The organism is Streptomyces sp. NPDC087845, assembly GCF_044742755.1.
Lineage (GTDB): Bacteria > Actinomycetota > Actinomycetes > Streptomycetales > Streptomycetaceae > Streptomyces.
The window spans coordinates 137,073-163,354 of sequence record NZ_JBIUVC010000002.1 but is presented as its reverse complement, the minus strand read 5'-3'; the positions used below and the strand labels follow the sequence as shown (position 1 = coordinate 163,354).

Below are 26,282 nucleotides of genomic sequence, written 5' to 3'. Positions count from 1 at the left end.
TGGGTGGCCGGCGTGGCCCGTACCGGGAGCGGGTGTACGTCGGCCGGCTCGTACCGGGGCGGGTGTGGCCGGTGACCGTCCGGTCCGGTTAGCGTCCGTACATGCATCCGTCTTCACATTCCGCGGCCGACGGCTCCTGCGAGCCCTTCGACCCCTGGTCCCCGGCGTTCGTCGCCGACCCGTACCCCGCCTACGCCGGGCTGCGTGCCGCCGGCCGGGTGCATTACTTCGAGCCCACCGACCAGTGGCTCGTACCGCACTACTCCGACGTGTCGGCCCTGCTGCGCGACCGCCGCCTGGGCCGTACCTATCTGCACCGCTTCACCCATGAGGAGTTCGGCCGCACGCCGCCGCCCGCCGAGCACGAGCCCTTCCACACCCTCAACGGACAGGGGCTCCTCGACCTGGAGGCCCCCGACCACACCCGGATCCGGCGCCTGGTGTCCAAGGCGTTCACCCCGCGTACCGTCGAGCAGCTCGTTCCGACCGTGCGACGGCTGGCCGCCGGGCTGGTCGACTCGTTCGTCGAGGCGGGCGGCGGTGATCTGCTCGCGTCGGTCGCCGAGCCGCTGCCGGTGGCCGTCATCGCCGAGATGCTCGGCATTCCGGAGTCCGACCGCGCCCCGCTGCGGCCCTGGTCGGCGGCGATCTGCGGAATGTTCGAGCTCAACCCCTCCGACGAAACCGCCCGTGCCGCGGTCCGTGCCTCGCTCGACTTCTCCGCGTATCTGCGCGAGCTGATCAAGGAGCGGCGCAAGAACCCCGGCACGGATCTGATCTCCGCGCTCATCGCCGCCCACGACGAGGGGGAGCGGCTGAGCGAACAGGAGATGATCTCCACCTGTGTGCTGCTGCTCAACGCGGGCCACGAGGCGACCGTCAACACCACGGTGAACGGCTGGTGGACGCTGCTGCGCCATCCCGAGCAGCTAACCGCCCTGCGCGCCGACCACGGGCTGCTGCCGACGGCGGTCGAGGAGCTGATGCGGTACGACACTCCGCTGCAGATGTTCGAGCGCTGGGTCCTCGACGACATCGAGATCGACGGCACGGTCATTCCACGCGGCTCCGAGGTGGCCCTGCTCTTCGGTTCCGCCAACCGCGACCCGGCCCGCTTCCCGGCCCCGGACACCCTGGACCTGGCCCGCCGGGAGAACCCGCACATCACCTTCGGCGCGGGCATCCACTTCTGCCTGGGCGCCCCACTGGCCCGGGTCGAACTGGCCGCTTCCTTCGGCGAGCTGCTGCGTCGCGCCCCGAACCTGCGGCTGACGACCGAGCCGGAGTGGAACCCGGGCTACGTGATCAGGGGCCTGAAGGAACTGCGCGTCGAACTGTGACGGGGTGAGCGGGGGAGCGGGGAAGGGGCAACGGAAGGGAAGGGGTGGGGCGGGGGAAGGGCGGGACGGGCGTTAACCGGGACGGGCGTTGGGCGGGACGGGCGTTGGGCGGGACGGGGCGGGAGCAGGGGCTCAGCACCCCGGCCCGCACATCGGCGGCGGGCCTTCCAGGACGTCGAAAGCGACCCCGAAGCCCGCGAGGGCCGTGAGGAGCACCGCCGCCCCGAGCGCCTGCCGCCACTTTCCCTGCACGAGGGCGAAGAGGGCGATTCCGGCAGCGATGCCGCCCAGGGTCATGACCGGCAGCCCGAGCCGGAGCACGTCCCACTCCATCGCGCCCTCGAAGCCGCCGAAGAGGCCGCGCCGACCGTAGGGGGCCCAGGCGAGCATCCCGGCGGCTCCACCGGCGGCGGCGACCGCACATCCGGCGACCCCGCGGATGGCTTCACGTCGGTTCTCCATGATCTGGTCGACGCGAACGCACCACGGGAAGGTTGCACACCCCGGGAGGGGCCCGCCGTCACCGGGCGCCCTCCCCGCCCCATCACGTCAGGACATCGCGTCGCCGCAGCGCCGCCACCCCGGCGCCCACCAGCACCACAGCTGCCGCGGTGAGCGCCAGCACCGGTCCCCACTCCATCCCCGTGCCCCCCGGCAGCTTCGGCAGATGCGTGAACGGGGATACGTCCATCACCGGCTGCGGCATATGGATGGCGGGCCCGATCCACCCCAGCGCCAGGCATATTCCGGCCACGCCCCAGGACGCCACCGCGGCCTTCGGGAGCGCCCCGTACAGCAGGACCGTCATCCCGCCCAGCAGCCAGATCGCCGGCAGCTGCACCAGCGACGCGCCCAGCACGGCGGGGAGTTCACGTCCGTAGCCGGCGGCCAGGCCGAGGCCGCCCACCGCCATGATCAAGGCGGCGCCGCCGAACGCGATGACCAGATGGCCGGCCGCCCACCCGATCCGGCTCACCCCGCCCGCCAGCACCGGTTCGGCGCGTCCGGCGGTCTCCTCGCTGTGCAGCCGCAGCACCGAGGCGACGATGTACAGCGCCGCGACCATCCCGAGCACGGAGACCATCGCCGCGAGGAACGCGTCGGTCAGACCGGCCTGTCCGCCCATCCGCTCGAAGATCTCCCGGGTCTTCGCGTTGTCGCCGACGAGGTCCGCCGCTCCGCCGGTCAGCCCGCCGAAGACGACACCGGCCGCGGCGAAGGACAGCGTCCAGCCGATCAGCGCACCGCGCTGGAGCCGCAGCGCCAGACCGAACGCCGTGGAGATCCGCCCCCGTGCGGGCCCCGGGCGGGTCGCCAGAAAGCTCATGCCGACATCGCGCCGTCCGGTCAGCGTGTACGCGAGGGCCGCCTGGACGGCGACGGCGGCCGCGATGACGAGCAGCACCCACCAGCGTTCGTCCGCGTACGCGCGCACGTTCTCCGCCCAGCCGAGGGGGGAGAGCCAGGTCAGCAGGGACGATCCGTCGTCCGTCGCCGAGTCGCCCGCCGCCTTCAGCACGAACGCGGCACCGATCACCGCCGCCGTGAATCCCTTCGCGAGCCGTGCGCTCTCGGTGAACTGTGCGGTGATCGCGGCGGTGCAGGCGAACAGCACACCGATCCCGGCCACCGCCAGGGCGAGCGCCACCGCTCCGGCACCACCCGCGCCGGAGCCGGCCATGCCGGCCGCGATCACCAGCGCCAGCGCGCCGTCGGCGATCAGCGCGGCGAGGAGTGCGGCGGTCAGTGGGGCGCGGCGCCCCACCATGGCGGAGGAGAGCATCTCCTGGCGGCCGGTCTCCTCTTCCTCCCTGGTGTGCCGGATGACGACGATCAGGCTCATCACGGCCGCCAGCGCTCCGCCGAAGCCGACCATCCGCCAGCTGACGAGCCCGCCGACGGAGTCGCTGAAGACCGGCCCGTACAGCGCGCGCAGCGAGCTGTTGCCGTTCATCGACGCGGCGAGTCCGGCGCGCTGGGCGGCGGTGTCGTACAGCGAGGCGAAGGACCTGCCGACGGAGGAGAAGGAGCCGCCGAGCACGATCACCCAGATCGGCAACATGATCCGGTCGCGCCGCAGGGCGAGCCTCAGCAGGGTCCAGGTACCGGCGAGCTGTCCCGCCCCGGTGCCGGTACCGGTCCGGTGTCCCGCACCGGCCGGTGCGGGCGTGGTCACGGCAGTCATCGCGCGGCCACCCCCGCGCCCTCGCCGCCGTCCGTCGCGTCGGCCATGTCGGTCGCGTCGGCCGTGTCGGTCGCATCGGCCGCGTAGTGACGCAGGAAGAGCTCCTCCAGGGTGGGCGGGGTGCTGGTCAGGGTCCGTATCCCCGATGCGGAGAGCGACTTGAGGACGGCGTCCAGCTTGTCCGTGTCGACCTGGAGCGTGACCCGCAGGCCCTGGACGTCGAGGTCGTGGACGCCGGGCAGCCGCGTGAGCCCGTTGGGTGCGCCGGCCAGCTCGGCGCTGATGTTCGTACGCGTCAGATGGCGCATGTCCGCCAGCGAACCGGTCTCCACCGTCCGCCCCTGGCGGATGATGCTGACCCGGTCGCAGAGTGACTCGACCTCACTGAAGATGTGGCTGGACAGCAGGATCGTCCGCCCGCGCGCACGCTCCTCGGCGACGCAGGTCTGGAAGACCTCCTCCATCAGCGGATCGAGCCCGCTCGTCGGCTCGTCGAGGATCAGCAGATCGACATCGGAGGCGAACGCGGCGACGAGGGCGACCTTCTGCCGGTTGCCCTTGGAGTACGTACGCCCCTTCTTCGTCGGGTCGAGCTCGAACCGCTCGACGAGGTCGGCGCGCCGGGCCGGGTCCAGGCCGCCGCGCAGCCGCCCGTACAGGTCGATCACCTCGCCGCCGGAGAGGTTGCGCCACAGAGTGACGTCACCCGGGACGTACGCGACGCGTCTGTGGAGCTCCACCGCGTCGTTCCACGGATCGCGGCCGAGCAGCCGGGCCGCGCCGGAGTCGGCCCGCAGCAGACCCAGCAGCACCCGGATGGTGGTGGACTTCCCGGAGCCGTTGGGTCCGAGGAAGCCGTGGACCTCACCGGTCTCGACCATGAGGTCGAGACCGTCCAGCGCGTGCGTCCGACCGAACGACTTGTGCAGCCCGGCCACCGTGATTGCCTTCGTCATGTTTCTGAAGGTACGCTACGTTCACAAATTTGTGAAGCTAAGGAAGCGTATAAAGTTGGGGGCGCGGCAGAGGCCGTGGAATCAGGGGAGACGATCGGGCGATGACCAGCGGAACCGAACAGAACACGCGTGACGGGCGTGACGCGGAGGCCGTGTCGCGGTTCGTGGAGCGGTTCGCGTCCGAGATGACCGAGGCGGGGATGCAGCGGATGGCGTCCCGCGTCTTCGCCGCGCTCCTCGCGGACGACGACGGGTCCATGACCTCCGCGGAGCTCGCCATGGCGCTGCAGATCAGCCCGGCAGCCGTGTCCGGCGCGGTCAATTACCTCACCCAGGTCAGCATGGTCGGCCGCGAACGCGACCCGGGATCGCGCCGGGACCGCTACCGCCTGCACGACGAGGTCTGGTACACCACCTTCGCCAGCCGCGACCGGGTGCTCACCCGCTGGGAGAGCACCCTCAAGGAAGGCGCCCGCACCCTGGGCGAGCACACCCCGGCCGGCGCCCGGCTCGCCGAGACGGCGGCTTTCTTCGAGTTCCTGCAGGAGGAGCTGGGCGGATTGATGGACCGCTGGCGCGAGCACCGCAAGACGCTCGACCTTCCGACGGCCGACGGGCGCCGGGTCACGAGCGCCTGAAGAAGTGCGGGCCGACGCCCGTCACACCGGGCCGGGGACCAGGTCCGAAAGCGCGTCGAGGGCGCGGGGGTCGGACGGATCGATGTCCGTGTACACGTCCTGCGGCCAGTACGGGCGCCCCTCGATCCAGGCGACGACCAGGGGCGGCCCGTCGGGCCGGCAGCGCAGTTCCGCCGTGCCGGTCGGCGCGGGCAGCCCCGCCCAGGGGCACTTGTCCGGCCCCGGCGGCAGAAGCCGCAGCAGCCCCTCCGGAGCGGCGTCGCCGTCGGCACCCCCGGCCGTTCCTCCGTCCGTCCCCTTGCCCGCCGTCTTCTCCGGGAAGAGCACGAGCAGGGGTGCGGCACTTGCGTTGTCCGCGTCGCACAGCAGGGCGTACCGCCGGGCCCGTGGTTCCGGAGCGACAGCGGCACGGGCCAGCCGGCGCGCGAGCGGGATGCCCGAACGGAACATCCGCCAGGCGCCGTAGAGCCCCAGGAGCCCACTCAGCACGGCGAGCCCCCGGAAGAAGTCCGGGACCGCACCGGCGTCCACGACCCAGCACAACCCGGCGATGACGCCTGCGTATCCCAGTGCCCACGAGGTCCCCGCGGTTCCGGCGACGTACCGCAGCATGGGTACCCGCCACCACGTCACCTCCTGCCCCACCCGTACAGGGCCCGCCGCCCGTGGCCTGACCGGGTCCGGGCCGCGCAGCCAGGCCTGGCGTTCCGCCACGGCGGCGAACGCGGCGTAGGTGAGGTGCGTGGACTCCGCGCGGGGCGGCACGGACTCCGTGACGGCCCGGCTGTCCGGTCCGCTGCCAGGTCCACCGTCCGGTCCTCTGTCCAGCTCGCCGTCCGGTCCGCCGTCCAGCTCGGCGCCCGGTCCGGCGCCCGGTCGTCCCCCACGCACCCACGGCCGGTCGGGCAGCGGGTACGACGACGGCCTCCCGCCCCTCGTCCCTCGCCCCCGTACGCCGTGCCGGACCACACCGCCGAAGGCCCCTGCCCCTGCCCGTGCCCGAGCCCCTGCCCCGGCCCCTGCCCCGGTCGTATCGCCAGGTGCGATCTGCGGCTGGCGTGGGGCCGGGCGGGTGTGGAGGCCACCGGCCTCCGGGCGGGCCGCGATCGTACGGGCCCGGCGGTCCCGTACCGGCTTGGCCCAGATCAGCTCCGTGCCGCCGGGCGGCGCCAGCACACCTCCTCTGCGGGGATCGCCGCACCACCACAGCACCCCGCCGGGGCCGTTCAGCAGGTGGAAGCGCCACTGAGCGGTGGACGGCGCCAGCGGAAGCAGCTCACCCTGCCCTGGCCCGCCCAGCACCACGACGGCCCCGCTGCTGCCGCGCTGCAGGGCGACCGACGCGTGGGCAACCCATGGTCCGGCGCCGAGCGCCCGGCGCATCCGCCGGGCCCGGCGCCCCACCACGGCGCCGCCCACCAGCAGCGCCCCGCCGAGTCCGCCGAGCGTCGGAATCACGGACCACCCACCGACGGACACCGCGAGGAACACCGCCGAGCACACCCCCGCCGCGCCGCCGCCGAACCAGCGCCGGGCCGAGGCCCGATACCGTTCCAGCGCACCCGCCGTCCCCGGCAGGTCCAGCGCGGCCGGGGCCGCCCCGCCCGCCCCCGCGTCCGCCGCCTCCCTTGCCTCTGCCGTCCCACCCGGGTCCGTCGTCGCCCCCGAGTCCTTCGCGTCGGCCCCCGGTCCGCCCGCCCCCGGTCTGTCCGCGCCCTCTGAACCGTCCGGCATCTCCGGCCCCACCCTTCTGCCCGTCCCCGCCCGGTCTGCCCCCGGCCCCGCGCCGGAGGCTACCCCTCGGCCGCCGGCAGCATCAGTCCCCAGGCCCCGGCCCGTACCGTCCAGGTCCTCGTCCGGACCGGACCGCCGATGTGTATGTCCGCCCGGTAGCGGAAGTCCGCGCCCGAGACCGTGACGGCCTTCGCCTCCGCCGTCACCGGTTCGCCGGACGGAAGGCGGATCACCACCTCCGCGAGGCCCCCGTCGCCGCCCTGCGAGGTCACCGTCACCGACTCGACCGGGCAGTCCAGATCGTTGAGCAGGACGCCGTCCGCCTCGACCCGCAGCCGGTGGGTGCGCGGTGGGGCGGAGGACGGCGGCGGGGCGGGGTGCACCAGGGTGCGGACCAGGGTGCGGCAGGTGTCCCAGACCGTCGTGGCCCCCGTACGGGCCGCCGCCGCGCCGGGCAGCGTGCTCAGGGCCGGGATGTGCAGCGCACCCAGGACGACGCCGTCGCTGTCGTCGACCAGCAGGTCGAGCCTGCGTACGGCCCCGTCCAGCGCGGTGCGCGCCGCCGCCACCGCGCCCCGGGGCACGCCGAGCGCATGGGCGAGTTCCAGCGCGGCCGGGGCGCCGACCGGGATCAGCGCGAGCGCGCTCTCGGCCGGCTCCCGCTCCCGGTGCAGCAGGGCCACCGCCCGCCGCAGCGCCCGGTCGTCGCCGACCACCACCGGCCGCCGACTGCCCCGGCGGGACAAGACCCGCGCGAATTCCTCGGGGCCGTCGGGCAGGCAGATCTTGGCGTGCGAACCGGCACTGAGCACGTCCTTCGCGATGCGGACGGATTCGCCGTCGGTCCGGCGGGCTACCGGGTCGATGACCACCAGCAGCTGGTGCGCACCGTCGCCGGGGGGCTGGGCAGCCGACACCTCGGTCCTTCCTCGGGTAGCATCTTGGTGCAAGAGCCCCTTGCGCTATTGCGCCAGGGGCTTCGTCTATTCCGGGGCACCCGGTTCGACGGTTCAGGCCTTGTCGTACATCGTCGTACGGCATGTACGACGTTTACGTACGCCCCCTGACCTTGGACATGCCCCGCCCAGAAGGGGTGTACGCCTGTGCCCGCACTTGTGCTGCTCGGTGCTCAGTGGGGTGACGAGGGCAAGGGAAAGGCCACCGACCTCCTCGGTGGATCCGTGGATTATGTGGTGCGCTACCAAGGCGGCAACAACGCCGGCCACACGGTGGTCGTCGGTGACCAGAAGTACGCACTTCATCTCCTCCCCTCCGGAATCCTTTCGCCGGGGTGTACCCCGGTCATCGGAAACGGTGTCGTCGTCGACCCGGCCGTCCTGCTCTCCGAGCTGAGTGGGCTGAACGACCGCGGCGTGGACACGTCCAAGCTGCTGATCAGCGGCAATGCCCATTTGATCACCCCGTACAACGTGACCGTCGACAAGGTGACGGAACGGTTCCTCGGGAAGCGCAAGATCGGTACGACGGGCCGCGGCATCGGCCCGACGTACGCCGACAAGATCAACCGTGTGGGCATCCGCGTCCAGGACCTCTACGACGAGTCGATCCTGGAGCAGAAGGTCGAGGCGGCCCTGGAGCAGAAGAACCAGCTTCTCGCCAAGGTCTTCAACCGGCGCGCCATCGAGTCCGGCAAGATCGTCGAGGAGATGCTCCAGTACGCGGAGCAGATCAAGCCGTACGTCGCCGACACGACGCTCGTCCTGAACAACGCCATCGACGCGGGCAAGGTCGTCCTCTTCGAGGGCGGTCAGGGCACGCTGCTCGACGTCGACCACGGCACGTACCCCTTCGTCACCTCCTCCAACCCGACTGCGGGCGGCGCCTGCACCGGTGCCGGAGTGGGCCCGACGAAGATCAGCCGGGTCATCGGCATCCTCAAGGCCTACACCACCCGTGTCGGCGCGGGCCCGTTCCCGACGGAGCTGCTCGACGAGGACGGCGAGGCGCTGCGCCGGATCGGCGGCGAGCGCGGTGTCACCACCGGCCGTGACCGTCGCTGCGGCTGGTTCGACGCGGTCATCGCGCGGTACGCGACCCGCGTCAACGGCCTCACCGACTTCTTCCTCACCAAGCTGGACGTGCTGACCGGCTGGGAGCAGATCCCGGTGTGCGTCGCGTACGAGATCGACGGCAAGCGCGTCGAGGAACTCCCGTACAGCCAGACCGACTTCCACCACGCGAAGCCGGTCTACGAGATGCTGCCGGGCTGGTCCGAGGACATCACGAAGGCCAAGACCTTCGCCGATCTGCCGAAGAACGCGCAGGCGTACGTGAAGGCGCTGGAGGAGATGTCCGGCGCCCCGATCTCCGCGATCGGTGTCGGCCCCGGCCGCACCGAGACCATCGAGATCAACTCCTTCCTCTAGGAGCGGCGGACGCGCGGAGGGCCGGGACGGTGTGTTCCGGCCCTCTCCGCGTTTCCTCCGGCGCCGCGTGCTTCCCGTCGCGGCTGTCGCCCCGGCAGGTCTTCCGGATGCCGGCGGGGGTCAGGTTCCTCAGCGGTACGCGGTCGTCGACGACGAGGCGGAAGAGCGCGACGGCGATCCGGCGATCCGGTTCTGCGGTCCGCTCCCCGGCCGGCCGGTTCCCGTATTCCGGCGTCGCCGTCCTGCGCGTCCACGGTGGTGGGGGAGCCCCCGCACTTCCTTCTCGTCACTCCCTTCCCGTACTTCCCGGGGCGTGGGGACATCACGACATGTGGTGCCCCCGCGATGCTCCTACCGTGGAACCATGCGGGTGCTGGTGGTCGAGGACGAAGTCCGCACGGCGGAGCTGTTGCGGCGCGGGCTCACGGAGGAGGGGTACGCGGTCGATGTGGCCGCGGACGGCCCGGACGCCGTCTGGCAGGCTTCCGAAGTGTCCTACGACCTGATCGTCCTGGACGTGATGCTGCCGGGCTTCGACGGCCTGGAGGTGTGCCGGAGGCTGCGGGCCGACGGCTGCTGGGTCCCCGTTCTGGTGCTGACCGCTCTGGGCTCGGTCGGCGAACGGGTGCACGGCCTGGACGCCGGCGCCGACGACTACCTGGCCAAACCGTTCAGCTTCGCCGAGCTGTTCGCCAGGCTGCGGGCCCTGGTGCGCCGCGGCTCCCACGCGAGACCGGCACTCGTCACCGCGGGCGATCTGCGGATGGATCCGGCGAGCCGGCGGGTGTGGCGCGGGGAGGCGGAGCTTCAGCTGTCGCCGAAGGAGTTCGCCCTGCTGGAGCTGTTCCTGCGGCACCCGGGCGATCTGCTGACCCGCACCCGGATTCTGGAACACGTGTGGGACTACCCCTGCGACGGGGTGTCCAACGTCGTCGACCAGTACGTGGCCTACCTGCGGCGCAAGGTCGACCGGCCGGGCGAACGGTCCCATCTGGAGACCGTCCGCGGCGCCGGCTACCGGCTGCGCGCCCCCGACACCGCCCGGCCTCCGCCGGTCTCCGGGCCTTCGCCGGCTCACGGTCCGTCGGCCCCCGGGCCCCCGTCCCTCCGGCAGGCGTCGCGCGACGCCGGGCCCGCGCAGGGCGGATGAGCGGCCATGCCTCTGCGGTGGCGCCTGGCACTGATCTTCGCCCTTGGTACCGCCCTGGTGATCGCGGTCGCCGGGCTCCTCTTCCTGGAACGGCTGACGGCGGCCCTCGACTCGTCCCTGGAGGGGATCCTGCGCGCCCAGGCCGACGCCGAGGTGGTCCGGCTGGTCGCCATGGGCCCGCTGCCGCCCCTGCCACCCCCGTCCGCGCACGATCCCGACGGCCGACTCGGAGCCGGCGCCGCCGCCGAACGGGTGGCCCAGGTGCTCGCGCCCGACGGCAGGCTCCTGGCCTTCACCGACGGTGCGGGCAGGCGACCACTGGCCGACCACGAGCAGGTGCGGACGGCGACCCGGCGGGAGGTCCGCTTCACCGCCTCGGTGGACGGCCAGGACTACCGGATGCTCGCCGTCCCGGCCTCCAACGACGACCGTCCGGTCGTCGTGGTGGTGGGGGCCGGCACCCGGCTCGCGGACGCCGCGACCGCGCACACCCGCAACGCCCTGCTGCTGGGCGGCCCACCCGCCGTGATCGCAGCCGGGCTCGGCGCGTACTGGCTGGCCGGCTCCGCCCTGCGCCCGGTGGACCGGATGCGCAGACGGCTCGCGGAGATCACCGAGCAGGACACCGGCTCCCGTCTTGAGACACCCGCCACCCGCGACGAGATCGCGACCCTCGCGGTCACCATGAACGACGTACTCGACCGGCTCGCCGACGCCCTGGCCCGCCAGCGCGGATTCGCCGCGGACGCGGGCCATGAACTGCGTACCCCGCTGACCGCCCTGAAGGCCGAACTGGAACTGGCCGGGCAGCCCCGGCGCACCCGGGAAGAACTCGCCGCCGCGGTGGCCGCCGCCGCCCAGGACACCGATCGGCTGATCCGGCTGTCCGAGGACCTGCTGCTGCTGAGCAGGACCGACGAGGGGAGGCCCGTCGTGCGGCCGGAGCCGGTGGCCCCCGCCGAATTGCTGGCCACCGCCGTGCGGGCCGCGTCGCCCCTCGCGGCACCCCGGAACGTGCGGGTGCGGCTGCACACCGACGGGGACGGCGTACGCATGGTCGCCGACCCCGACCGGTTGCGGCAGGCCGTCGACAACCTGCTCGACAACGCCCTGCGTTACGCACCCGAGGGCAGCGGCATCGATGTCTCGCTCACCGTCCGCGGTGTGGGGGCGGACGGCCGCGCGGTGATCGAGGTGCGCGACCACGGCCCCGGTTTCCCGCGCACGTTCCTGCCGCTGGCCTTCGAACGGTTCCGGCGCGCCGACGCCGCCCGCAGCCGGCACGGGGGCGGCGCCGGCCTGGGCCTGGCCATCGTGCGTTCCATCGCGCAGGCGCACGGCGGCAGCGCCACGGCGGACAACGCGCCGGGCGGCGGCGCCCGGGTGCGGCTGGAGATCCCGCTCGCACCGGGAGCCACCCGGCTCTGAGCGGTCCGTACGGCGCACCCCGGCCGGACATGTCAGTGCTCACATCCGGCGTACACGGTCCCCTCATTGACGGTTTCGCACCATGGAGCCATCGATACCGGCAAGGCACCCGTGCGAGGTGAACGTTCATGAATGAGAAGGCCACGAAGAAGACCGGGACGACGAAGAAGACCGGGAAGGGCCTCCGGATGCGGGCGGCGGCCGTCGGCGCCGTGTGCGCGGCCATGCTCGCGGGCGGAGCCGGGGCCGCGACAGCCGCACCGCTCACCGCACCCACCACCCATCCGGCGACGGTGGCCGCGGCGACGCCGGTGATGCACGCATCCATAACCGCTCACGCCAACCACACGTCGGTCAAATCCGGTTCGAGCGTCATCATCAGCGGCAAAGTGAAGGACATCAAGACCGGCAGCAAGCTCACCGTGAGCCATCTCAACAGCAGTGGCAAATGGACCGCGCTGCACGCCAGTGGCACCGTCAAGAAGCATGGCGTCTACGCCGTGCACGTCAAGCTCAGCCACAAGGGAGCCCAGCAGCTGCGCGTGGTCCACGGCAAGACCATGTCGCCCATCGTCCACGTGAACGTGACCTGACCCCCATTCCTTCGGAATCCTTCGGACCTCCTCTGGAGGAGCACCAAGCCCTGATGGTCTAGACCTTGACAGGTCCAGACCATCAGGGCTTGAGTGGCGGGACGTCCGGACGGCCCGCTGACGTGGTCGTCGCGCCCTGCCGAAGGAGTGAGCAGCGCTGTACCGCATCAAGGGTCTTCTGACCGTCCTGAGCGCCGTCGTCGCGACGGCCGCGTTACTGCCGACCGCCTCCGCTGCCTCCGCCGCCTCCGCGCCGAGCCCCGCTTCTGTGTCGGCCGTCTCCGCCGCCGAGCCCGCTCCGTGCGCGCCCGTGTGGAGTTCCTCGACCGCGTACTCGGCGGGCGGCACCGTCTCGCACCACGGCCGCAACTGGGCGGCCAAGTGGTGGACGCAGAACGAGAATCCGGGTGCCGCCACCGTCTGGGCCGACCGGGGCGCCTGTACGGGCGGGGTTTCGGACTTCGTCGTCAGCGAGGCGCAGTTCGACGCGCTCTTTCCTGACCGGAACCCCTTCTACACGTATCAGGGACTGATCGACGCCCTGCACGCCTACCCGCGCTTCGCGAACACCGGAACGCCCGCCACGCGGGCCCGGGAGGCCGCCGCGTTCCTGACCCACGCCGACTTCGAGTCGGTCGGGCTGCGGTACGTGAAGGAGATCAACGAGGCCAACTACTGGCGCAAGTGCGACTACAGCCGGCCCTACGGCTGCCCGGCCGGACAGACGGCCTACTACGGCCGCGGCCCGATCATGTTCAGCTGGAACTTCAACTACAAGACCGCGGGCGACGCGCTCGGCCTCGATCTCCTCGACAACCCCTGGCTGGTGGAACAGGATCCGTCCGTCGCCTGGCAGACGGCCCTTTGGTATTGGAACACCCAGAACGGCCCCGGCACCATGACCTCGCACGACGCCATGGTCGGCGGCGCGGGCTTCGGTGAGACGATCCGCTCGCTCAACGGCGCCCTGGAGTGCGACGGCGGCAACCCCGGCTCGGTCGCGGCCCGGGTCGCCACGTACGAGCGGATCACCGCCGTCCTCGGTACGGCGCCGGGCTCCCGGCTGTCCTGCTGACGGCCGGACACCGCCGCACCTTCGCCGCCCGGGTCCGTTCTGCCCGGTGGGCAGGGCCCCGGCCGGACCGTTCAGCGGAAGGCGGGAGTGTTCAGCGGAAGGCCGGAGTGTCAGCGGAAGGCCGCCGCGTTGCGTGCGGCCCAGGCGGCGAAGGTGCCCGGAGTCCGGCCCAGGACGCGTTCGACATCGGGGCTCGCCCGCCGCTCCTCCTCGGTGGGTTCGCCCAGGATGGCCAGCGTTCCGTCGACCACGGGGAGCGGCATGAAGCCTGCCATCAGCGTGCGGGCCTCCTCGCGGGTCTGCTCGGTGAACCGGACCGGTTCGCCCAGCGCGGCCGCGATCGCCGCCGCCCGTTCGCGCGGGGTCGTCGGCGCGGGGCCGGTCAGGGTGTAGGTGGCACCCGCGTGCGTGTCCTCGCGCAGGGCGGCGGCGGCGACCGCGGCCACGTCGACCGGGTCGACGAAGGGCAGGCCGATGTCACCGAACGGCGCTGCCGCCGCCCGCCGCGTACGGACCGACTCCGCCCAGGCGAGGGCGTTGGTGGCCATTCCACCCGACCGCAGGACCGTCCAGTCGAGACCGGACTCCCGCACGGCCGCCTCGAACAGACGCGGATGCCGGTACGCCTCCGGGCGGGTCCCCGCACCCTGCGAGGACAGCAGCACCACTCTGCGCACCCCGGCGGCCTTCGCCATCTCCAGAATGCCGTGCGGGTCGTCGCCCGCCACCAGCAGGAACAGCGCCTCCGCGCCGTCGAACGCGCCCCACAGTCCGGCCGGCTCTGCCAGGTCGGCGGCCGTCGCGCGCACGCCCGGCGGCACATCGGCGTCGGTGATGTGCCGGGCCACCGCCGTGACCGGAACCCGGGCCTCGGTGAGCATCCGTACCAGCGCCCGCCCTACGTTCCCGGTCGCACCTGTCGCCACGATCATGCCGGTCCCCCTCATTTCGAATTAGTCAGCCAACTAACTGACTTCGTGGACGGGACGCTAGCACAGTCGGCCGGGGTGCCGTCTATAGTCAGTCGGGTGACTGACTCAATGGATTCCCGGCGCCCCCGGACGAAGGCCGCCGACAAGCGGCAGCGGCTGACGGCCGCCGCCGCCCGGGTCCTGCACGAGCAGGGCGTGGAGCGCACGACCATCGCCGACATCGCCCGAGCCGCCGATGTCCCGGCGGGCAACGTGTACTACTACTTCAAGACCAAGGACGAGCTGGTCGAGGCCGCCCTCTCCGAGCACACCCGCCACCTGGAAGTCCTCACCGACCGCCTCGACCGGCTTCCCGATCCGCGCGAGCGGCTGAAGGGCCTGGTGGATGCGTGGGTCGGGCAGCGCGACACCGCGGCCCGTTACGGCTGCCCGACCGGCACCCTCGCCGTCGAGCTCGGCAAGAGTGCCGAGGGGGGTCTCGACCTCGCGGTGGGGCATGTCGTCCGCCGGCTCCTGGACTGGGTGGAGCGGCAGTTCCGCGAGATGGAGGTGGCCGACCCCGAGGGGCTCTCGCTGACGTTCGTCGGCGCCTACCAGGGCATGTCGCTGCTCTCCAATGCCCTGCGCGACCCGGAGATCATGACCCGTGAGGGGGCCCGCCTCGTCCGCGGGCTCGACGCGCTGACCTGACGCGACCGTCGGGGCCGCGCGCCGCCGGCCGCTGACCGGCCGATCAGTCCGACGTTCCGCATGCTGGACGGGCCCGAAGTTTTCCTTCGGGCCCGCGCTGTTGCGCGGTCCATGATCCGGATGAACTCCTCCCGCCGTTCACCCTGTTGGGGGCGGGTCCGGCGGCACGGAGGTGTTGTGGCCCCACCCATGGGCACTCATTCAGGGAACCCTCTCGCGTTGGTCTAGACCTTGACAGGTTCAGACCAGCGACGCTTGAGTGGCCGTCAACCCCCCATGGCGGCGCACCGCCCGGCTCGGTGCGCCGCACCGAAGGAGTGACACATGATCAGACGCATCATGGGCCTGCTGACCGCACTGGGTGCGGTCGTCGCGATGGTCGTCATGCTCCCCGCCACCACCGCCGCGGCAGCCGACTGCGCGGCGCCCTGGAACTCCTCCTCCGTCTACACCGGCGGCGGCTCGGCCTCCTACAACGGGCACAACTGGACCGCCAAGTGGTGGACCCAGAACGAGACCCCGGGCAGCTCCGACGTCTGGGCGGACCAGGGCAGTTGTGGCGGTGGCGGTACGGACCCGGGCACCCCGTCCGGCTTCGTCGTCAGCGAGGCGCAGTTCAACCAGATGTTCCCGAACCGGAACCCGTTCTACACGTACGACGGACTGACCGCGGCCCTGAGCGCCTACCCGGGCTTCGCGAACACCGGCAGCGACACCGTCAAGCGCCAGGAGGCTGCGGCGTTCCTCGCCAACGTCAGCCACGAGACGGGCGGCCTGGTGTACGTGGTCGAGCAGAACACGGCCAACTACCCGCACTACTGCGACAGCAGCCAGCCCTATGGCTGCCCGGCCGGACAGGCCGCGTACTACGGCCGCGGCCCGATCCAGCTCAGCTGGAACTTCAACTACAAGGCCGCCGGTGACGCGCTCGGCATCGACCTGCTGGGCAACCCGTACCTGGTCGAGCAGAACGCCTCGGTCGCCTGGAAGACCGGCCTCTGGTACTGGAACACCCAGAACGGTCCGGGCACGATGACCGCCCACAACGCCATGGTGAACGGTGCGGGTTTCGGCGAGACCATCCGCTCCATCAACGGCAGCCTGGAGTGCAACGGCGGGAACCCCGCCCAGGTCCAGAGCCGTATCGACCGCTACCAGGCATTCGTCCAGATCCTCGGCACCACTCCCGGCTCCAACCTGAGCTGCTGACGGGCAGCCCGTAGACCCGCTGCCCGAAGAACCCCCACCCGACGGGGGCGTGCCCGGCCCGGCCGGACACGCCCCCGTTCCGGTTCAGCGGGCGGCGCCGGCTCCCGCGACATCCAGGGCACGGAAGGCCAGCCACAGGTCGTAACGCGCGCTCGGTGCCCGCAGAAGCGAGCGCTGAAGCGTCGATTCGAGGCGCGTGAGGCGCTTGCGGGCCCCCGGCACCGAAATGCCCAACGCGGCGGCCGTCGGGCCAAGTCGGGCCTCGCAGTCCAGCCAGGTGCGGAGCGTCGCCCGCGGGTCGGCGGTGCTCCCGGAGGCGTCCTGCGCGGTGAGCGGGTGCACCTGCTGGGCCGCCCACTCCTGGACGGCCGGTCCGCGCAGGATGTCGTCCAGCCGCCGGGGCGGTTCGGGCACCGCCTCGCCCGGACGGACCGCCCGGGGCACGGTGGGCGCGGCACGGATGCGCAGGGCCAGGTCGAGGGCGGCCTGGTCGGCGACCCGGTGCAGATCGAGGCCGAGCAGTTCGCCGATCAGCCGGAGCCGTGCCGTCAGGGTGTTCCGGTGGATCTTCAGGTGCTGGGTCGCGTGCGAGGAGAACGCGAGCCAGGAGGTCAGGGTCGCCGCGAGTTCCTGGCTGCCCGGGTCGTGGCTGCGCCGCGGCAGGTACGTGAGCAACGGGTTCAGCAGCGCGTCCGCCCACCGCGCGCCGGCCGCGCCGACGATCAGGGCGGCCTCCGGCGCCGAGCCGAACCCGGCGTGCCGGGCCGGCAGTCCGCGGGCCACGGCCAGGGCGTGGAACGCCTGCCGGTACCCGGTCGCCGTGTCGGACAGTGGTACGTCCTCGCTCGCCCCCACGACGCACTCGTCCACCACGTCGGCGACCCGGCGGCCGAGCGGCTGTCCGGCCGCGTTCGGATCGGCCGGTACGACGAGGATCAGATGGCGTGCGTACACCGGGCACCGCACGATCCAGGACCGGCCGCCGGAGAGCTTCGTGCAGATCCGTGCCACCTCGTCGCGGCGGCCGGCCGGGCACTCCACGACGCACACCCGGACGGGGTCGGGCAGCGTGGGTTTCAGCGCCCCCGCCACCTGGTGCGCGATGGACAGCTGGCCGGTGATGAGCAGATGCAGCACCGCTTCCCGGTTGCGCGACTCCGCCAGGTCGACGCGGCGGCGCTTGCGTTCCACGGTCTCCGCCGTCCAGCACATGGCGAGCGGCATCGCGGCATCGGCGAGCAGCGCGCCGAGTCCGTCCGGCAGCGGGCGCGGGGCGACGACGGCCAGGACCGGGGGAGCGGCGTCGGGCGGCCCGTCCAGAGGGAACAGCAGCGCGGTGTGCGGACCCCGGTCGAACGAGAAGGAGCGTGCGCCGAGCGATGCCAGCTCCCTGACGCCCTCGGCGGCCAGAGCGGCGGCATCGGCGCCCGTACGGTCCGAGGTCCTCGCCACGCCGCGCAGGACCGTGCCGTCTCCGTCGAGCAGCCCGGCCCAGCCCTCCGCCCGGCCGGACACCCAGCGCAGCAGCTCCTGCGTGCCGCCGGATCGGGCCAGCCGGTACATCCGCAGTACGTCGTCGGCCCGTTCCCGCGCGCGCACGCACCCTCCGCTTCCGCGCTCCTGCGCTCCGCACAAGCCCTGCCCGAAAAACCGGAGTGCATCGTACCGATTTGGCTGTGCGGACTGATACCCCCGACGGCTCACGCAGTGCGAACTGAATCTTCCTGTCGAGTACCCGACGTTCTAGAGTCCCCACACGGTTGCGGGGCCCTTCGGGGGAGGGGCAACGGGGACGGCGGCAGCGGCTCACGGGGGTGGCCGCGCCCGCCGGCCGCAACCGGATCTCTTCTTCTCCCGCTGTCAGTGGCAGCCCCTAGTGTCGGATCACGATCAGGACCACGTTCACGATCACGATCCGAGACGACCGGGAGAAGCCGCCGCCATGGAGTTCCGCATCGAGCGCAGCGCACTGACCGACGCCGTGGCCTGGGCGGCCCGGGTGCTGCCCACGCGCTCGCCCGTTCCCGTGCTGGGCGGGCTGCTGTTGGAGGCGGCCGACGGGCGGCTGCGCATCTCGGGCCTCGATTACGAGGCGTCCGCGTGCATCGAGGTGGAGGCGGAGACCGTACGGGCCGGGAAGGTGCTGGTCATGGGCCGCCGACTCCTCGATGTCTGTCGGGTGCTGCCCGAGGGTGCGGTGGAGTGCGCGGTCGAGGGCTCACGGTTCTCGCTGACGAGTGGCGGTGCCCGATTCGGGCTCTCGGTGCTTCCGTTCGACGACTATCCGGCGCTCCCGTCACTGCCGGAGGTGCTCGGCGTTGTGGACGCGGAGGAGTTCGCCGCGGCCGTCGCCCATGTCGCGGTGGCGGCGGGCCGGGACGACACTCTGCCGACCCTGACCGGTATCGGGCTGGCGCTCGACGGCGACACGATGACCCTCGCCGCGACGGACCGCTACCGGTTCGCGGTGCGCGCGCTCACGTGGAAACCCGGACAGGACGGCGTCTCGGCCGATGTCGTGGTGTCCGCCCGCAGGCTGACCGAGATCGCCCGCTCCTTCGGCCGGGCCGGAATGGTCCGACTCGCGCTGGACGCCGGCTCGGTCGGTTTCGAACTGGCCGGGATGCGCACCACGGTGCGTCTGCTCGGCGGCCGACTGCCACGCCACGACAAGCTGTTCGCGATGCCGCACGCCGTCCGCGCGATCACCGATCGGGCCCCTCTGGTCGAGGCCGTCAAGCGCGTCGCCGTGGTCGCGGAGGGCGGCAGCCCGCTCCAACTGGCCTTCTCCGGCGATTCGGTGCTGCTGCAGGCGGGTTACGAGGACGATGTCGCCTCCCAACGCCTGCCCGCCGCACTCGAGGGCTCCGACGGGCTGACGGTCGCCTTCAACCCCTCGTACCTGATGGACGCCCTGGCTTCCTTCGACGCCCCCGTGATCAGGTTCGAGCTCATGGGCCCCGGGCAACGTGCGATGGTCACCGGATGGGAGTCCCGGGAGGATGCGGCGGACGAGGCGGCGCGCCCCACCCACCAGCATCTGCTGATGTCGGCCAGGCCATTGGTCTAGCGCGACCCGGGCGCGTCCGGGTGCTCGGCTGCCCGGTGAGCGTCCTGCCCGGCTCGGTTCATCGTGCGTATCTTCACCGATGCCTCGTCCAGTGACAGAGCGAGCAGGGACGTGGCGGCGAGCTCTTTGCGGCTGGGGCGGCGGGCGTAGTCCCACTGACCGGGTGTCGCCTGCTCGGTCAGGCAGCGCAGGCCCGCGAGCTTCTCGTCCGGGTCGGTGACCGGGCGGGGGATGCCGAAGACCATGGCACTGCGGTAGTTGACGCCGTGCTCGAAGACCGACCGGGCCAGGACGAGACCGTCGACGTGAGTGACGGTGACGCAGACCGTCGCTTCGGGGGAGGCGATCAGGCTGCGGCTGGCGACGGAGCTGTGGAAGTAGAGGTGGTGCCGTCGGTGCCGTACACAGTGGGTACCACCAGGAGGTTTCCGTCGACGGTGACACCGAGATGGCAGAGGAAACCGGCCCCGAGGATCGCGTCGAGTACGTCGCGGTCGGGGCTGCCCTGCTCACGGAGACGGCGGTGGCGGGTGCGTGCGGTCTCCGGCAATCGCCGGTCATGGGGCGGGACGCTCCCGGTTCCGGTCACGGGGTCGGTCACGGGGCCGGGTCCTGGCCGACCGCGTGAGTCGTCGGGCGCCGATGAGGTCGGAGATGGCCCGGTCACGGCGAGGGTGGTGCAGGGGTCACGACGAGATGAGGGTGCAGGGGCAGTCCGGAGCGGCGCCGAGGCACACGTGCAGCGTGATGCGGAGTCGCTGGTCGAGGTACGAGCGTGAGGGGTCCGGGCAATCGGAGCCTGAGGAATCGGAGCCCGAGCGCTCGGAGCTTGAGCATCCGGAGTCCGGTCGTTCGGAGCCCGTGTGGGGATCCTCCGGCGGTGTGAGCGCGAAGGGAGCCGCGATGGTGAGCAGGACGTCCCGTAGCCAGTACATGCGCGGAAGCGTCCTGGCCAGCGGTTCCGGGAACAGGCTTTCCAGCCAGTACCTGGCCTGCCCGTGCAACCGGGTGTCCATGTCGAGCAGGGCGCTCCGCAGCAGGTCCGGGTCGGTACGTGCGGTCGTCCGGGTCACGGGGTGCTCGCGCACCATGCGGGCAGCCCGCACGATCTTCTCGATCACCCGGCACACGTCCTCCTGCTCGGAGAGCAGATCACCCGCGGCGAACAGGACACGCTGCAACTCGCCTTCGGCGGCCTCGCGGACGAGCACGTGGCGATCGGGCCAGTTGCGGTAGAGGAGTTGGCGATCGGTTTCGGCGATGCGTGCTGCGAGGGCCATGTTCATTTTGCGGGGCCCGTGTTCGGCCATGCTCTGCACCACGGCGGAGTAGATCAGGCTCTGTGGCGGTGGTGCTTTGTACGAAGAACGTGGACGCATGGGGTGAGCCTGGTGCAGAAACCTGCCCTGGTCGGGCGGCTTCGCTGCGCTCCCACTCATAGGGGTTGTTACACAACGTGACGGGTGTGGGGGTGGGTGTCACGTTGTATGGAGGGGTTGCCGGTGCGGCGGGGGATGGGCTTGGCGGCAGGGTCTGCGGAATGAACGTGACGGGTGTGGGGGTGGGTGTCACGTTGTATGGATGAGGTACTGCTGCGGGTGGGCCGGTGGTAGGACCGGGCGGGCGCACCGGTCGACGTCGTGCCGACCCGCGTACCGTCTGTTTGCCCATGTGTGGAGCGACGGCCTGGCGTTGGAGGTGGCCGTGAAGGGTGGGCTCGTCGGGCGCCTTGGAGTCCCGGGCGTGGACGGTACGGGGGCGGGTGGCGATCTCGGTGCGCTGGCCACCGCTGTCGCTGCTGGCTGTACGAGGATTTGCGCCCGTTGGAGGCCACTTTGATGCCGTGTGCGTGGTTGGTGATGAAGGGTGGAGGCTTGCCTTCCTGGTGGAGGGGATTACGGGTGGCGGGTCGGGGCCCGTTGTCACTGAGGCGTATGGGTGGCGGGCGGTGTACTTCGTGGTCCGGCTGGGAGCGCCGTACGCGAGTCCTGGCTGGGTGGGGTGGATCTGCTGAACGTGGCGGCGGGCCGGATCAGTTGCGTGCCGGTCCCCGCCCTGACCGGCCGCGCCCGGCGGGTTTGTCGGTGCCCTGTTGTTGCTGAGTGCGGTGTCGGCGTTGTTGGGCTGATCAGTGGGACTTGGTGTAGGTGAGCTGTTCGCCGGTGTCTGTGTTTTCGCGGCGCAGGGAGCCGTCGGGGAGCAGGGTGAGTGTGGTGGGTTTGCCTGCGGTGCAGGATGACATGGGTTCGCCGATGGCGACTGTGGAGGTGCCGACTTCGACGGGTCCGTTCGGGGACGGTTTTGCGGTCAGGTTTGCCTGGAAGACGCAGTGGTAGGAGCCGCCGCCGTCCAAGGGGCCGTCCGCGGTGAGGGTGAGGACGGTCTCGCCGACCGTGCCTTGCTTGATGACGAGATCCCGCGTGGAGTGGCCTGCGGCGTTGTCGATGGAGCCGGCCCAGGCGCCGAGGTAGCCGGCCGGGATCGGGCCGTCGCTGTTCCTCTTTCCGTCGGAGGGGGACGGATCCGGGGACGACGGATCGTCGGTGACGGGGGAGTCCGAGGAGGAAGAAGGGGACGGCTTGGGCTTCGGGCCCTTGTCGTTCATGAGCGCGTAGACGGACCCGCCCGCGCCGATGGCGACGAGCACGGCGATCGCGACAAGGGCGATGGTCGCCCCCCTCCCGCGGCGGGTGGGTTCGGGGCCGGGCTGCGGGGCGGTGGGGTAGAGGGGGCCGTACGGGGGCGTGGCACCGAAGCCCGGCTGTTGCGTCGGCGACTGCTGCTGCGGATATCCGTAACCGGCGTAGCTCTGCTGGGCGGGCGGCTGCTGCGGATAGCCGTACGCGGGGGAGGACACCGGCCCGAGGGGCGGAGCGGGTATGGGCGCACCGGCCATCGGGGGGAGCGCGTGGACGGCGTCGGGTGGCGGCTCGGGGGTGGGACGCCCGGTGGGCGGCGGTGTGGGTGGTGTGGCCGGTGCAGGCGCTGAGGACGCCGGGGGTGCCGCGGGCACTGGGGGCGTGGGGGCCGCCGCAGGTGCTGGGGGCGCTGGGGGTGCCTTGTCCGGGACGGGGTCCGGCCCGGCTGCTTCCTCCGGATCCTCGGAGTCCAGCAGTTCGACGGCATGGCGCCCGAGTTGGGCGATGAGTGCACCCGGGAGCCAGGGTTCCGCCGTGTCGTCGTCGGCCAGGCGTTCCAGGATCGCGTCCGTCGTCGGACGGGCGGCCGGGTCCTTGTGCAGGCAGTCCCTGACCAGTTCGACGAGGTCCACGGGGACACCGGTGAGGTCCGGGGCCTCCTGCACGATCCGGAACATCTGCGCGTGCACGCCGCTGCTGGAGGTCCCGAACGGAAGCCGGCCGGTCGACGCGTACGCCAGTACCGAGCCGAGGCAGAACACATCGCACGCCGGGGTCACGCGCTCGCCCCGTACCTGCTCGGGCGACATGAAACCGGGCGAACCGACCAGGGCCCCGGTGCGGGTGAGGCCGCCGTCGGCGACGGTGTCGAGTGCCCGGGCTATGCCGAAGTCGATGACGCGCGGTCCGTCGATCGTCAGCAGGACGTTGGAGGGCTTGAGGTCGCGATGGATGAGCCCGGCGGCATGGATGGCCTGGAGGGCATGGGCGAGGCCGGAACCCAGGATGTGGACCGAACGCTCGGGCAGGGGGCCGTACGCACCGGAAGCCGCCCCCGTGCGGGCGCCCGCACGGCCGGAGACGGTGGAATGGAGGGAGGGCCCGGCGACGTATCCGGTGGCGACCCAGGGCACGGCGGCCTCGGTGTCGGCGTCCAGCACGGGGGCGGTCCAGGCGGAGCCGACCTGGCGGGCGGCCCGCACTTCCTGACGGAAGCGGTCGCGGAACTCCTGCTGCTCGGCGAGCTCGCCGCGCACCAGCTTGATCGCGACGGTGCGGCCGCGGTCGGACCGGGCCAGGTAGACCTGACCCATGCCGCCTGAGCCGAGCCGGCCCAGCAGGCGGTAGGCGCCGATGCGTTGTGGGTCGGTGAGCCCGAGCTTTTCCACGGTGTGCGTCCTCCCCCGTACGGCGATACGCCGGAACGCGTCGAGGATAGCCGCGCGGGGTGTGCCTCGGCGGGGCCGGAATTCCACGCCTGCCCGCGAGGCGCTCGGGGTTTGCCGCTCCGGTTCCGTCCTCAATCGCCGGACGGGCTGGGTACGTCCACCGCCTCCAGCGCGGCCGACAATCGAGCCAGCACCCGTACCGTCTCCGCGAACTCCGCCTCTCCCAGCTCCTCCGCCAGTCGTTCGGCGAACTCCGCGTGGCCGGGGCCGATCCGGGACACCGCGGCCCGGCCCTCCTCCGTGGGACGCAGCAGCTTCGCGCGGCGGTGGGCCGGATTCGGTACGTACTCCGCGAGCCCTTTTCCCACCAGCAAGTCCGCGATCCGCTGCACGCTCTGCCGCGTGATCCCCATGGCGCGGGCGATCCCGGACACGGGCAACGGCTCGGTCAGTACGGCCCCGAGGACCTGCCACCACGCCGCGGTCAGCCCGGCCGGGCGGGCCAACTGCTCGGCCACCGCGAGGAATTGGCCGTTCAGCCGGAAGACGCCGAGCGCGGTCCTGCTGAGCGCGTCCTGCTGCGCGCGGCTCATCCCTGCAACACCTCGTACGCGCTCGCGTCCGAGTCGTGGAAGAGCCGGTACCAGGCGTCGAGCTTCTCGCCCTCGTACACCCCGAGCCGCGCGAAGACCTCACGGGCGAACGCGACCGGCTCGGTCGGCCCGGCCGTGATGAGGTCGCCGTCGGTCACCGCGTCCGCGTCGACATACCGCTCACCGCCCTTGTACCCGGTGGCCGCCAGATAGAAGGAGACCGCACTCGTGTGCGCGCGGTCGTCGAGCAGACCCTCGCGGGCCAGCCCCGCCGTGGCACCGCAGATCGCGGCGACCGGCACCCCCGCGTCCAGGAAGTCGCGGGCCGTCCGGGCGAAGGGGGCGAGCTCGTCGCCGGAGTCCCAGAGGTCGGCGCCGGTGAGGATCAGGAGCGCGCTGTCCTCGGGGCGCAACTCGGCGAGTGCGAGATCGGGCTGGACGCGCAGCCCGCCCAGAGTGGTCACGGTGTCGGTGGTGGGCCCGACCGTCCGCACCGTGAATCCGGCCCGGGAGAGATGAGCGGTGGTGTGCCCGGTCTCCCAGTCGGCGTAGGTGTCGTACACGGCCAGATGCGCGGTCCTGCGGGGCATGGCGCCTCCTGGAGAGGGGTGAACTGCCGAAACCACAATGACAACATGCTGTCATTACGACAATGTGCTGTCAAAGGTGAATGGGTCGCACCGACCCGACACCGACCCGACACCCTGCCCACCAAAGGGCCCCGGGCCATACAAGGTGGCCATGTCGAGCCGTCCCCGGCGCGACCTACGCTCACCGCATGACCCCTCATGCCCCTCATGCCCCGCATGTCGACCCCGCTGCCGGTGCGGCCGTGAAGGCCGCCGACCGCGCGCACGTGTTCCACTCCTGGTCCGCCCAGGGCCTGATCGACCCGCTCGCCGTCGCCGGCGCCGAGGGGGCGTACTTCTGGGACTACGACGGCAACCGGTACCTGGACTTCACCAGCGGCCTCGTCTACACCAACATCGGCTACCAGCACCCCACCGTCGTGGCCGCCATCCAGGAGCAGGCAGGCAAACTCGCCACCTTCGCACCCGCGTTCGCGATCGAGGCGCGTTCCGAGGCCGCCCGCCTCATCGCCGAGCGCACCCCCGGCGACCTGGACAAGATCTTCTTCACCAATGGCGGCGCGGAGGCCGTCGAGAACGCCGTCCGGATGGCCCGGCTGCACACCGGCCGTACGAAGGTGCTCTCCGCCTACCGCTCGTACCACGGCGCCACGTCCACCGCGATCAACCTGACCGGCGACCCGCGCCGCTGGCCGTCCGACAACGGCTCGGCGGGCGTCGTCCGCTTCTGGGCTCCGTTCCTCTACCGCTCGCCGTTCCACGCGGAGACCGAGGCCGAGGAGTGCGCCCGCGCGCTCCAGCACCTGGAGGACACCCTCGCCTTCGAGGGCGCCGGCACCATCGCCGCGATCATCCTGGAGACGATCCCCGGCACGGCGGGCATCATGACGCCGCCGCCCGGCTATCTCGCGGGCGTGCGCGAGATCTGCGACCGGTACGGGATCGTCTTCGTCCTCGACGAGGTGATGGCCGGATTCGGACGTACGGGCAAGTGGTTCGCCGCCGACCACTTCGACGTGGTGCCGGACCTGATGACCTTCGCCAAGGGCGTCAATTCCGGTTACGTACCGCTCGGCGGTGTCGCCATTTCCGCCGAGATCGCCGCCACCTTCGAAACCCGCGCCTACCCGGGCGGACTGACCTACTCCGGCCACCCGCTGGCCTGCGCGGCCGCGGTCGCCACCATCCATGTGATGGAGGACGAGAAGGTCATCGAGAACGCCGCCCACATCGGCGAGACGGTCCTCGGCCCCGGCCTGCGCGAACTCGCCGAGCGCCACCCCTCGGTCGGCGAGGTCCGCGGCCTCGGCGCGTTCTGGGCGCTGGACCTGGTCCGCGACAAGGAGACCCGCGAGCCGCTGGTTCCGTACAACGCGGCGGGCGAGGCCAACGCGGCGATGGCGGCCTTCGGCGCGGCGGCGAAGAAGAACGGGCTGTGGCCCTTCATCAACATGAACCGCACCCACGCCGTTCCGGCCTGCAACGTCACCGAGGCCGAGGCCAAGGAGGGCCTCGCGGCTCTCGACACGGCGCTGTCGGTCGCGGACGAGTACACCGTGTAGCGGCGGGGCCCGCACGGCCCGCCCATACGGCGCCCCTCCTCCACACTCTCCCCTCCTCTGCCCGGATCCGGGCAGAGCGACCCTGGCTTAAGGTGATCGAAAGCCGAAAAGGGGAGGGGCGCC

At 71.9% G+C, this 26,282-nt stretch carries 22 protein-coding genes and 1 pseudogene; 11 read left to right on the top strand and 12 right to left on the bottom strand.

Annotated features, from left to right (window positions below):
• The first annotated feature begins 101 nt into the window (after positions 1-101).
• A complete protein-coding gene (locus ACIOMQ_RS06270; protein ID WP_401262351.1) occupies positions 102-1,340 on the top strand; it encodes a cytochrome P450 in 1,239 nt (412 codons plus the stop codon).
• A gap of 132 nt (positions 1,341-1,472) precedes the next feature.
• Here the strand turns inward: ACIOMQ_RS06270 and ACIOMQ_RS06265 are convergent, their stop codons facing one another.
• From ACIOMQ_RS06265 to ACIOMQ_RS06255, 3 genes are all read right to left on the bottom strand, one after another.
• The gene (locus ACIOMQ_RS06265) at positions 1,473-1,802 is read right to left on the bottom strand and encodes a hypothetical protein (protein WP_401262354.1); all 330 of its coding nucleotides are present in this window, start codon (positions 1,800-1,802) and stop codon (positions 1,473-1,475) included.
• Between the two features lie 82 nt (positions 1,803-1,884).
• Entirely contained in the window at positions 1,885-3,525 is a 1,641-nt protein-coding gene (locus ACIOMQ_RS06260) for an ABC transporter permease (RefSeq protein WP_402188090.1), read from the bottom strand.
• Positions 3,522-4,481, bottom strand: coding sequence for an ATP-binding cassette domain-containing protein (locus ACIOMQ_RS06255; RefSeq protein WP_402188088.1), 960 nt, complete (start codon positions 4,479-4,481; stop codon positions 3,522-3,524). The genes ACIOMQ_RS06260 and ACIOMQ_RS06255 overlap by 4 nt, the downstream gene beginning before the upstream one ends.
• A 101-nt stretch (positions 4,482-4,582) precedes the next feature.
• Between ACIOMQ_RS06255 and ACIOMQ_RS06250 the strand changes: the two genes are divergently transcribed.
• On the top strand, positions 4,583-5,119 hold the full coding sequence (locus ACIOMQ_RS06250) for a MarR family transcriptional regulator (RefSeq protein ID WP_362193208.1): 537 nt from the start codon (positions 4,583-4,585) through the stop codon (positions 5,117-5,119).
• 21 nt (positions 5,120-5,140) lie between these two features.
• Here ACIOMQ_RS06250 and ACIOMQ_RS06245 read toward each other — a convergent pair whose 3' ends face one another.
• Together ACIOMQ_RS06245 and ACIOMQ_RS06240 are read right to left on the bottom strand one after the other, a co-directional pair.
• A complete protein-coding gene (locus tag ACIOMQ_RS06245) occupies positions 5,141-6,853 on the bottom strand; it encodes a hypothetical protein (RefSeq protein ID WP_402188086.1) in 1,713 nt (570 codons plus the stop codon).
• 59 nt (positions 6,854-6,912) lie between these two features.
• The gene (locus ACIOMQ_RS06240; RefSeq protein ID WP_402188084.1) at positions 6,913-7,770 is read right to left on the bottom strand and encodes a diacylglycerol kinase; all 858 of its coding nucleotides are present in this window, start codon (positions 7,768-7,770) and stop codon (positions 6,913-6,915) included.
• 186 nt (positions 7,771-7,956) lie between these two features.
• Between ACIOMQ_RS06240 and ACIOMQ_RS06235 the strand changes: the two genes are divergently transcribed.
• The 5 genes from ACIOMQ_RS06235 to ACIOMQ_RS06215 all read left to right on the top strand — a co-directional run bounded on the left by ACIOMQ_RS06235 (position 7,957) and on the right by ACIOMQ_RS06215 (position 13,486).
• Positions 7,957-9,240, top strand: a complete 1,284-nt coding sequence (locus ACIOMQ_RS06235) for an adenylosuccinate synthase (RefSeq protein ID WP_362193217.1) — start codon at positions 7,957-7,959, stop codon at positions 9,238-9,240.
• A 364-nt stretch (positions 9,241-9,604) separates the two neighbouring features.
• Complete coding sequence (locus tag ACIOMQ_RS06230; protein WP_362193220.1) at positions 9,605-10,390, top strand: response regulator transcription factor; 786 nt, start codon at positions 9,605-9,607, stop codon at positions 10,388-10,390.
• Between the two features lie 6 nt (positions 10,391-10,396).
• Positions 10,397-11,818: an ATP-binding protein gene (locus tag ACIOMQ_RS06225; RefSeq protein ID WP_402188082.1), complete on the top strand. Its 1,422-nt coding sequence runs from the start codon at positions 10,397-10,399 to the stop codon at positions 11,816-11,818.
• Positions 11,819-11,946: 128 nt separating this feature from the next.
• Positions 11,947-12,411 (top strand): hypothetical protein, encoded by a 465-nt coding sequence (locus tag ACIOMQ_RS06220; protein WP_402188080.1) that lies wholly within the window; start codon positions 11,947-11,949, stop codon positions 12,409-12,411.
• Between the two features lie 157 nt (positions 12,412-12,568).
• Entirely contained in the window at positions 12,569-13,486 is a 918-nt protein-coding gene (locus ACIOMQ_RS06215) for a glycoside hydrolase family 19 protein (RefSeq protein ID WP_402188393.1), read from the top strand.
• Between the two features lie 110 nt (positions 13,487-13,596).
• On the opposite strand, the gene ACIOMQ_RS06210 is transcribed toward ACIOMQ_RS06215, so the two are convergent.
• Positions 13,597-14,418: an SDR family oxidoreductase gene (locus ACIOMQ_RS06210; RefSeq protein WP_402188078.1), complete on the bottom strand. Its 822-nt coding sequence runs from the start codon at positions 14,416-14,418 to the stop codon at positions 13,597-13,599.
• Between the two features lie 96 nt (positions 14,419-14,514).
• Between ACIOMQ_RS06210 and ACIOMQ_RS06205 the strand changes: the two genes are divergently transcribed.
• Both ACIOMQ_RS06205 and ACIOMQ_RS06200 read left to right on the top strand, forming a co-directional pair.
• Positions 14,515-15,108, top strand: coding sequence for a TetR/AcrR family transcriptional regulator (locus tag ACIOMQ_RS06205; protein WP_401262373.1), 594 nt, complete (start codon positions 14,515-14,517; stop codon positions 15,106-15,108).
• Between the two features lie 324 nt (positions 15,109-15,432).
• Positions 15,433-16,317: a glycoside hydrolase family 19 protein gene (locus ACIOMQ_RS06200; RefSeq protein ID WP_362193232.1), complete on the top strand. Its 885-nt coding sequence runs from the start codon at positions 15,433-15,435 to the stop codon at positions 16,315-16,317.
• A gap of 84 nt (positions 16,318-16,401) precedes the next feature.
• On the opposite strand, the gene ACIOMQ_RS06195 is transcribed toward ACIOMQ_RS06200, so the two are convergent.
• Positions 16,402-17,880 carry a helix-turn-helix domain-containing protein gene (locus ACIOMQ_RS06195; protein ID WP_402188391.1) on the bottom strand — a complete coding sequence of 493 codons (1,479 nt, stop codon included), beginning with the start codon at positions 17,878-17,880 and terminating at the stop codon, positions 16,402-16,404.
• Positions 17,881-18,259: 379 nt separating this feature from the next.
• On the opposite strand from ACIOMQ_RS06195, the gene dnaN reads away from it, so the two are divergent.
• Positions 18,260-19,387, top strand: coding sequence for a DNA polymerase III subunit beta (gene dnaN / locus ACIOMQ_RS06190; protein ID WP_402188076.1), 1,128 nt, complete (start codon positions 18,260-18,262; stop codon positions 19,385-19,387).
• 62 nt (positions 19,388-19,449) lie between these two features.
• Here the strand turns inward: dnaN and ACIOMQ_RS06185 are convergent.
• The 5 genes and pseudogenes from ACIOMQ_RS06185 to ACIOMQ_RS06165 all read right to left on the bottom strand — a co-directional run.
• Positions 19,450-19,937 (bottom strand): annotated as a pseudogene (locus ACIOMQ_RS06185) (pyridoxamine 5'-phosphate oxidase family protein); the annotation flags it as partial.
• 136 nt (positions 19,938-20,073) lie between these two features.
• Positions 20,074-20,766: a TetR/AcrR family transcriptional regulator gene (locus ACIOMQ_RS06180; protein WP_401262690.1), complete on the bottom strand. Its 693-nt coding sequence runs from the start codon at positions 20,764-20,766 to the stop codon at positions 20,074-20,076.
• A 749-nt stretch (positions 20,767-21,515) separates the two neighbouring features.
• Positions 21,516-23,414, bottom strand: coding sequence for a serine/threonine-protein kinase (locus ACIOMQ_RS06175; RefSeq protein WP_402188074.1), 1,899 nt, complete (start codon positions 23,412-23,414; stop codon positions 21,516-21,518).
• Positions 23,415-23,545: 131 nt separating this feature from the next.
• Positions 23,546-24,007 carry a MarR family transcriptional regulator gene (locus tag ACIOMQ_RS06170; RefSeq protein ID WP_362193244.1) on the bottom strand — a complete coding sequence of 154 codons (462 nt, stop codon included), beginning with the start codon at positions 24,005-24,007 and terminating at the stop codon, positions 23,546-23,548.
• On the bottom strand, positions 24,004-24,597 hold the full coding sequence (locus tag ACIOMQ_RS06165; protein ID WP_401262381.1) for a type 1 glutamine amidotransferase family protein: 594 nt from the start codon (positions 24,595-24,597) through the stop codon (positions 24,004-24,006). The genes ACIOMQ_RS06170 and ACIOMQ_RS06165 overlap by 4 nt, the downstream gene beginning before the upstream one ends.
• Before the next feature lie 188 nt (positions 24,598-24,785).
• Here ACIOMQ_RS06165 and ACIOMQ_RS06160 point away from each other — a divergent pair, with 188 nt between their 5' ends.
• The gene (locus tag ACIOMQ_RS06160) at positions 24,786-26,159 is read left to right on the top strand and encodes an aspartate aminotransferase family protein (RefSeq protein ID WP_362193250.1); all 1,374 of its coding nucleotides are present in this window, start codon (positions 24,786-24,788) and stop codon (positions 26,157-26,159) included.
• The last annotated feature ends 123 nt before the right edge of the window (positions 26,160-26,282 follow it).

Bases quoted from the DNA above. Each gene is read 5' to 3' on its own strand.
- ACIOMQ_RS06270 (WP_401262351.1), top strand. From the start codon at position 102: ATGCATCCGTCTTCACATTCCGCGGCCGACGGCTCCTGCGAGCCCTTC.
- ACIOMQ_RS06265 (WP_401262354.1), bottom strand. From the start codon at position 1,802: ATGGAGAACCGACGTGAAGCCATCCGCGGGGTCGCCGGATGTGCGGTC.
- ACIOMQ_RS06260 (WP_402188090.1), bottom strand. From the start codon at position 3,525: ATGACTGCCGTGACCACGCCCGCACCGGCCGGTGCGGGACACCGGACC.
- ACIOMQ_RS06255 (WP_402188088.1), bottom strand. From the start codon at position 4,481: ATGACGAAGGCAATCACGGTGGCCGGGCTGCACAAGTCGTTCGGTCGG.
- ACIOMQ_RS06250 (WP_362193208.1), top strand. From the start codon at position 4,583: ATGACCAGCGGAACCGAACAGAACACGCGTGACGGGCGTGACGCGGAG.
- ACIOMQ_RS06245 (WP_402188086.1), bottom strand. From the start codon at position 6,853: ATGCCGGACGGTTCAGAGGGCGCGGACAGACCGGGGGCGGGCGGACCG.
- ACIOMQ_RS06230 (WP_362193220.1), top strand. From the start codon at position 9,605: ATGCGGGTGCTGGTGGTCGAGGACGAAGTCCGCACGGCGGAGCTGTTG.
- ACIOMQ_RS06225 (WP_402188082.1), top strand. From the start codon at position 10,397: ATGCCTCTGCGGTGGCGCCTGGCACTGATCTTCGCCCTTGGTACCGCC.
- ACIOMQ_RS06220 (WP_402188080.1), top strand. From the start codon at position 11,947: ATGAATGAGAAGGCCACGAAGAAGACCGGGACGACGAAGAAGACCGGG.
- ACIOMQ_RS06210 (WP_402188078.1), bottom strand. From the start codon at position 14,418: ATGATCGTGGCGACAGGTGCGACCGGGAACGTAGGGCGGGCGCTGGTA.
- ACIOMQ_RS06200 (WP_362193232.1), top strand. From the start codon at position 15,433: ATGATCAGACGCATCATGGGCCTGCTGACCGCACTGGGTGCGGTCGTC.
- ACIOMQ_RS06195 (WP_402188391.1), bottom strand. From the start codon at position 17,880: ATGTACCGGCTGGCCCGATCCGGCGGCACGCAGGAGCTGCTGCGCTGG.
- dnaN (WP_402188076.1), top strand. From the start codon at position 18,260: ATGGAGTTCCGCATCGAGCGCAGCGCACTGACCGACGCCGTGGCCTGG.
- ACIOMQ_RS06180 (WP_401262690.1), bottom strand. From the start codon at position 20,766: ATGCGTCCACGTTCTTCGTACAAAGCACCACCGCCACAGAGCCTGATC.
- ACIOMQ_RS06170 (WP_362193244.1), bottom strand. From the start codon at position 24,007: ATGAGCCGCGCGCAGCAGGACGCGCTCAGCAGGACCGCGCTCGGCGTC.
- ACIOMQ_RS06165 (WP_401262381.1), bottom strand. From the start codon at position 24,597: ATGCCCCGCAGGACCGCGCATCTGGCCGTGTACGACACCTACGCCGAC.
- ACIOMQ_RS06160 (WP_362193250.1), top strand. From the start codon at position 24,786: ATGACCCCTCATGCCCCTCATGCCCCGCATGTCGACCCCGCTGCCGGT.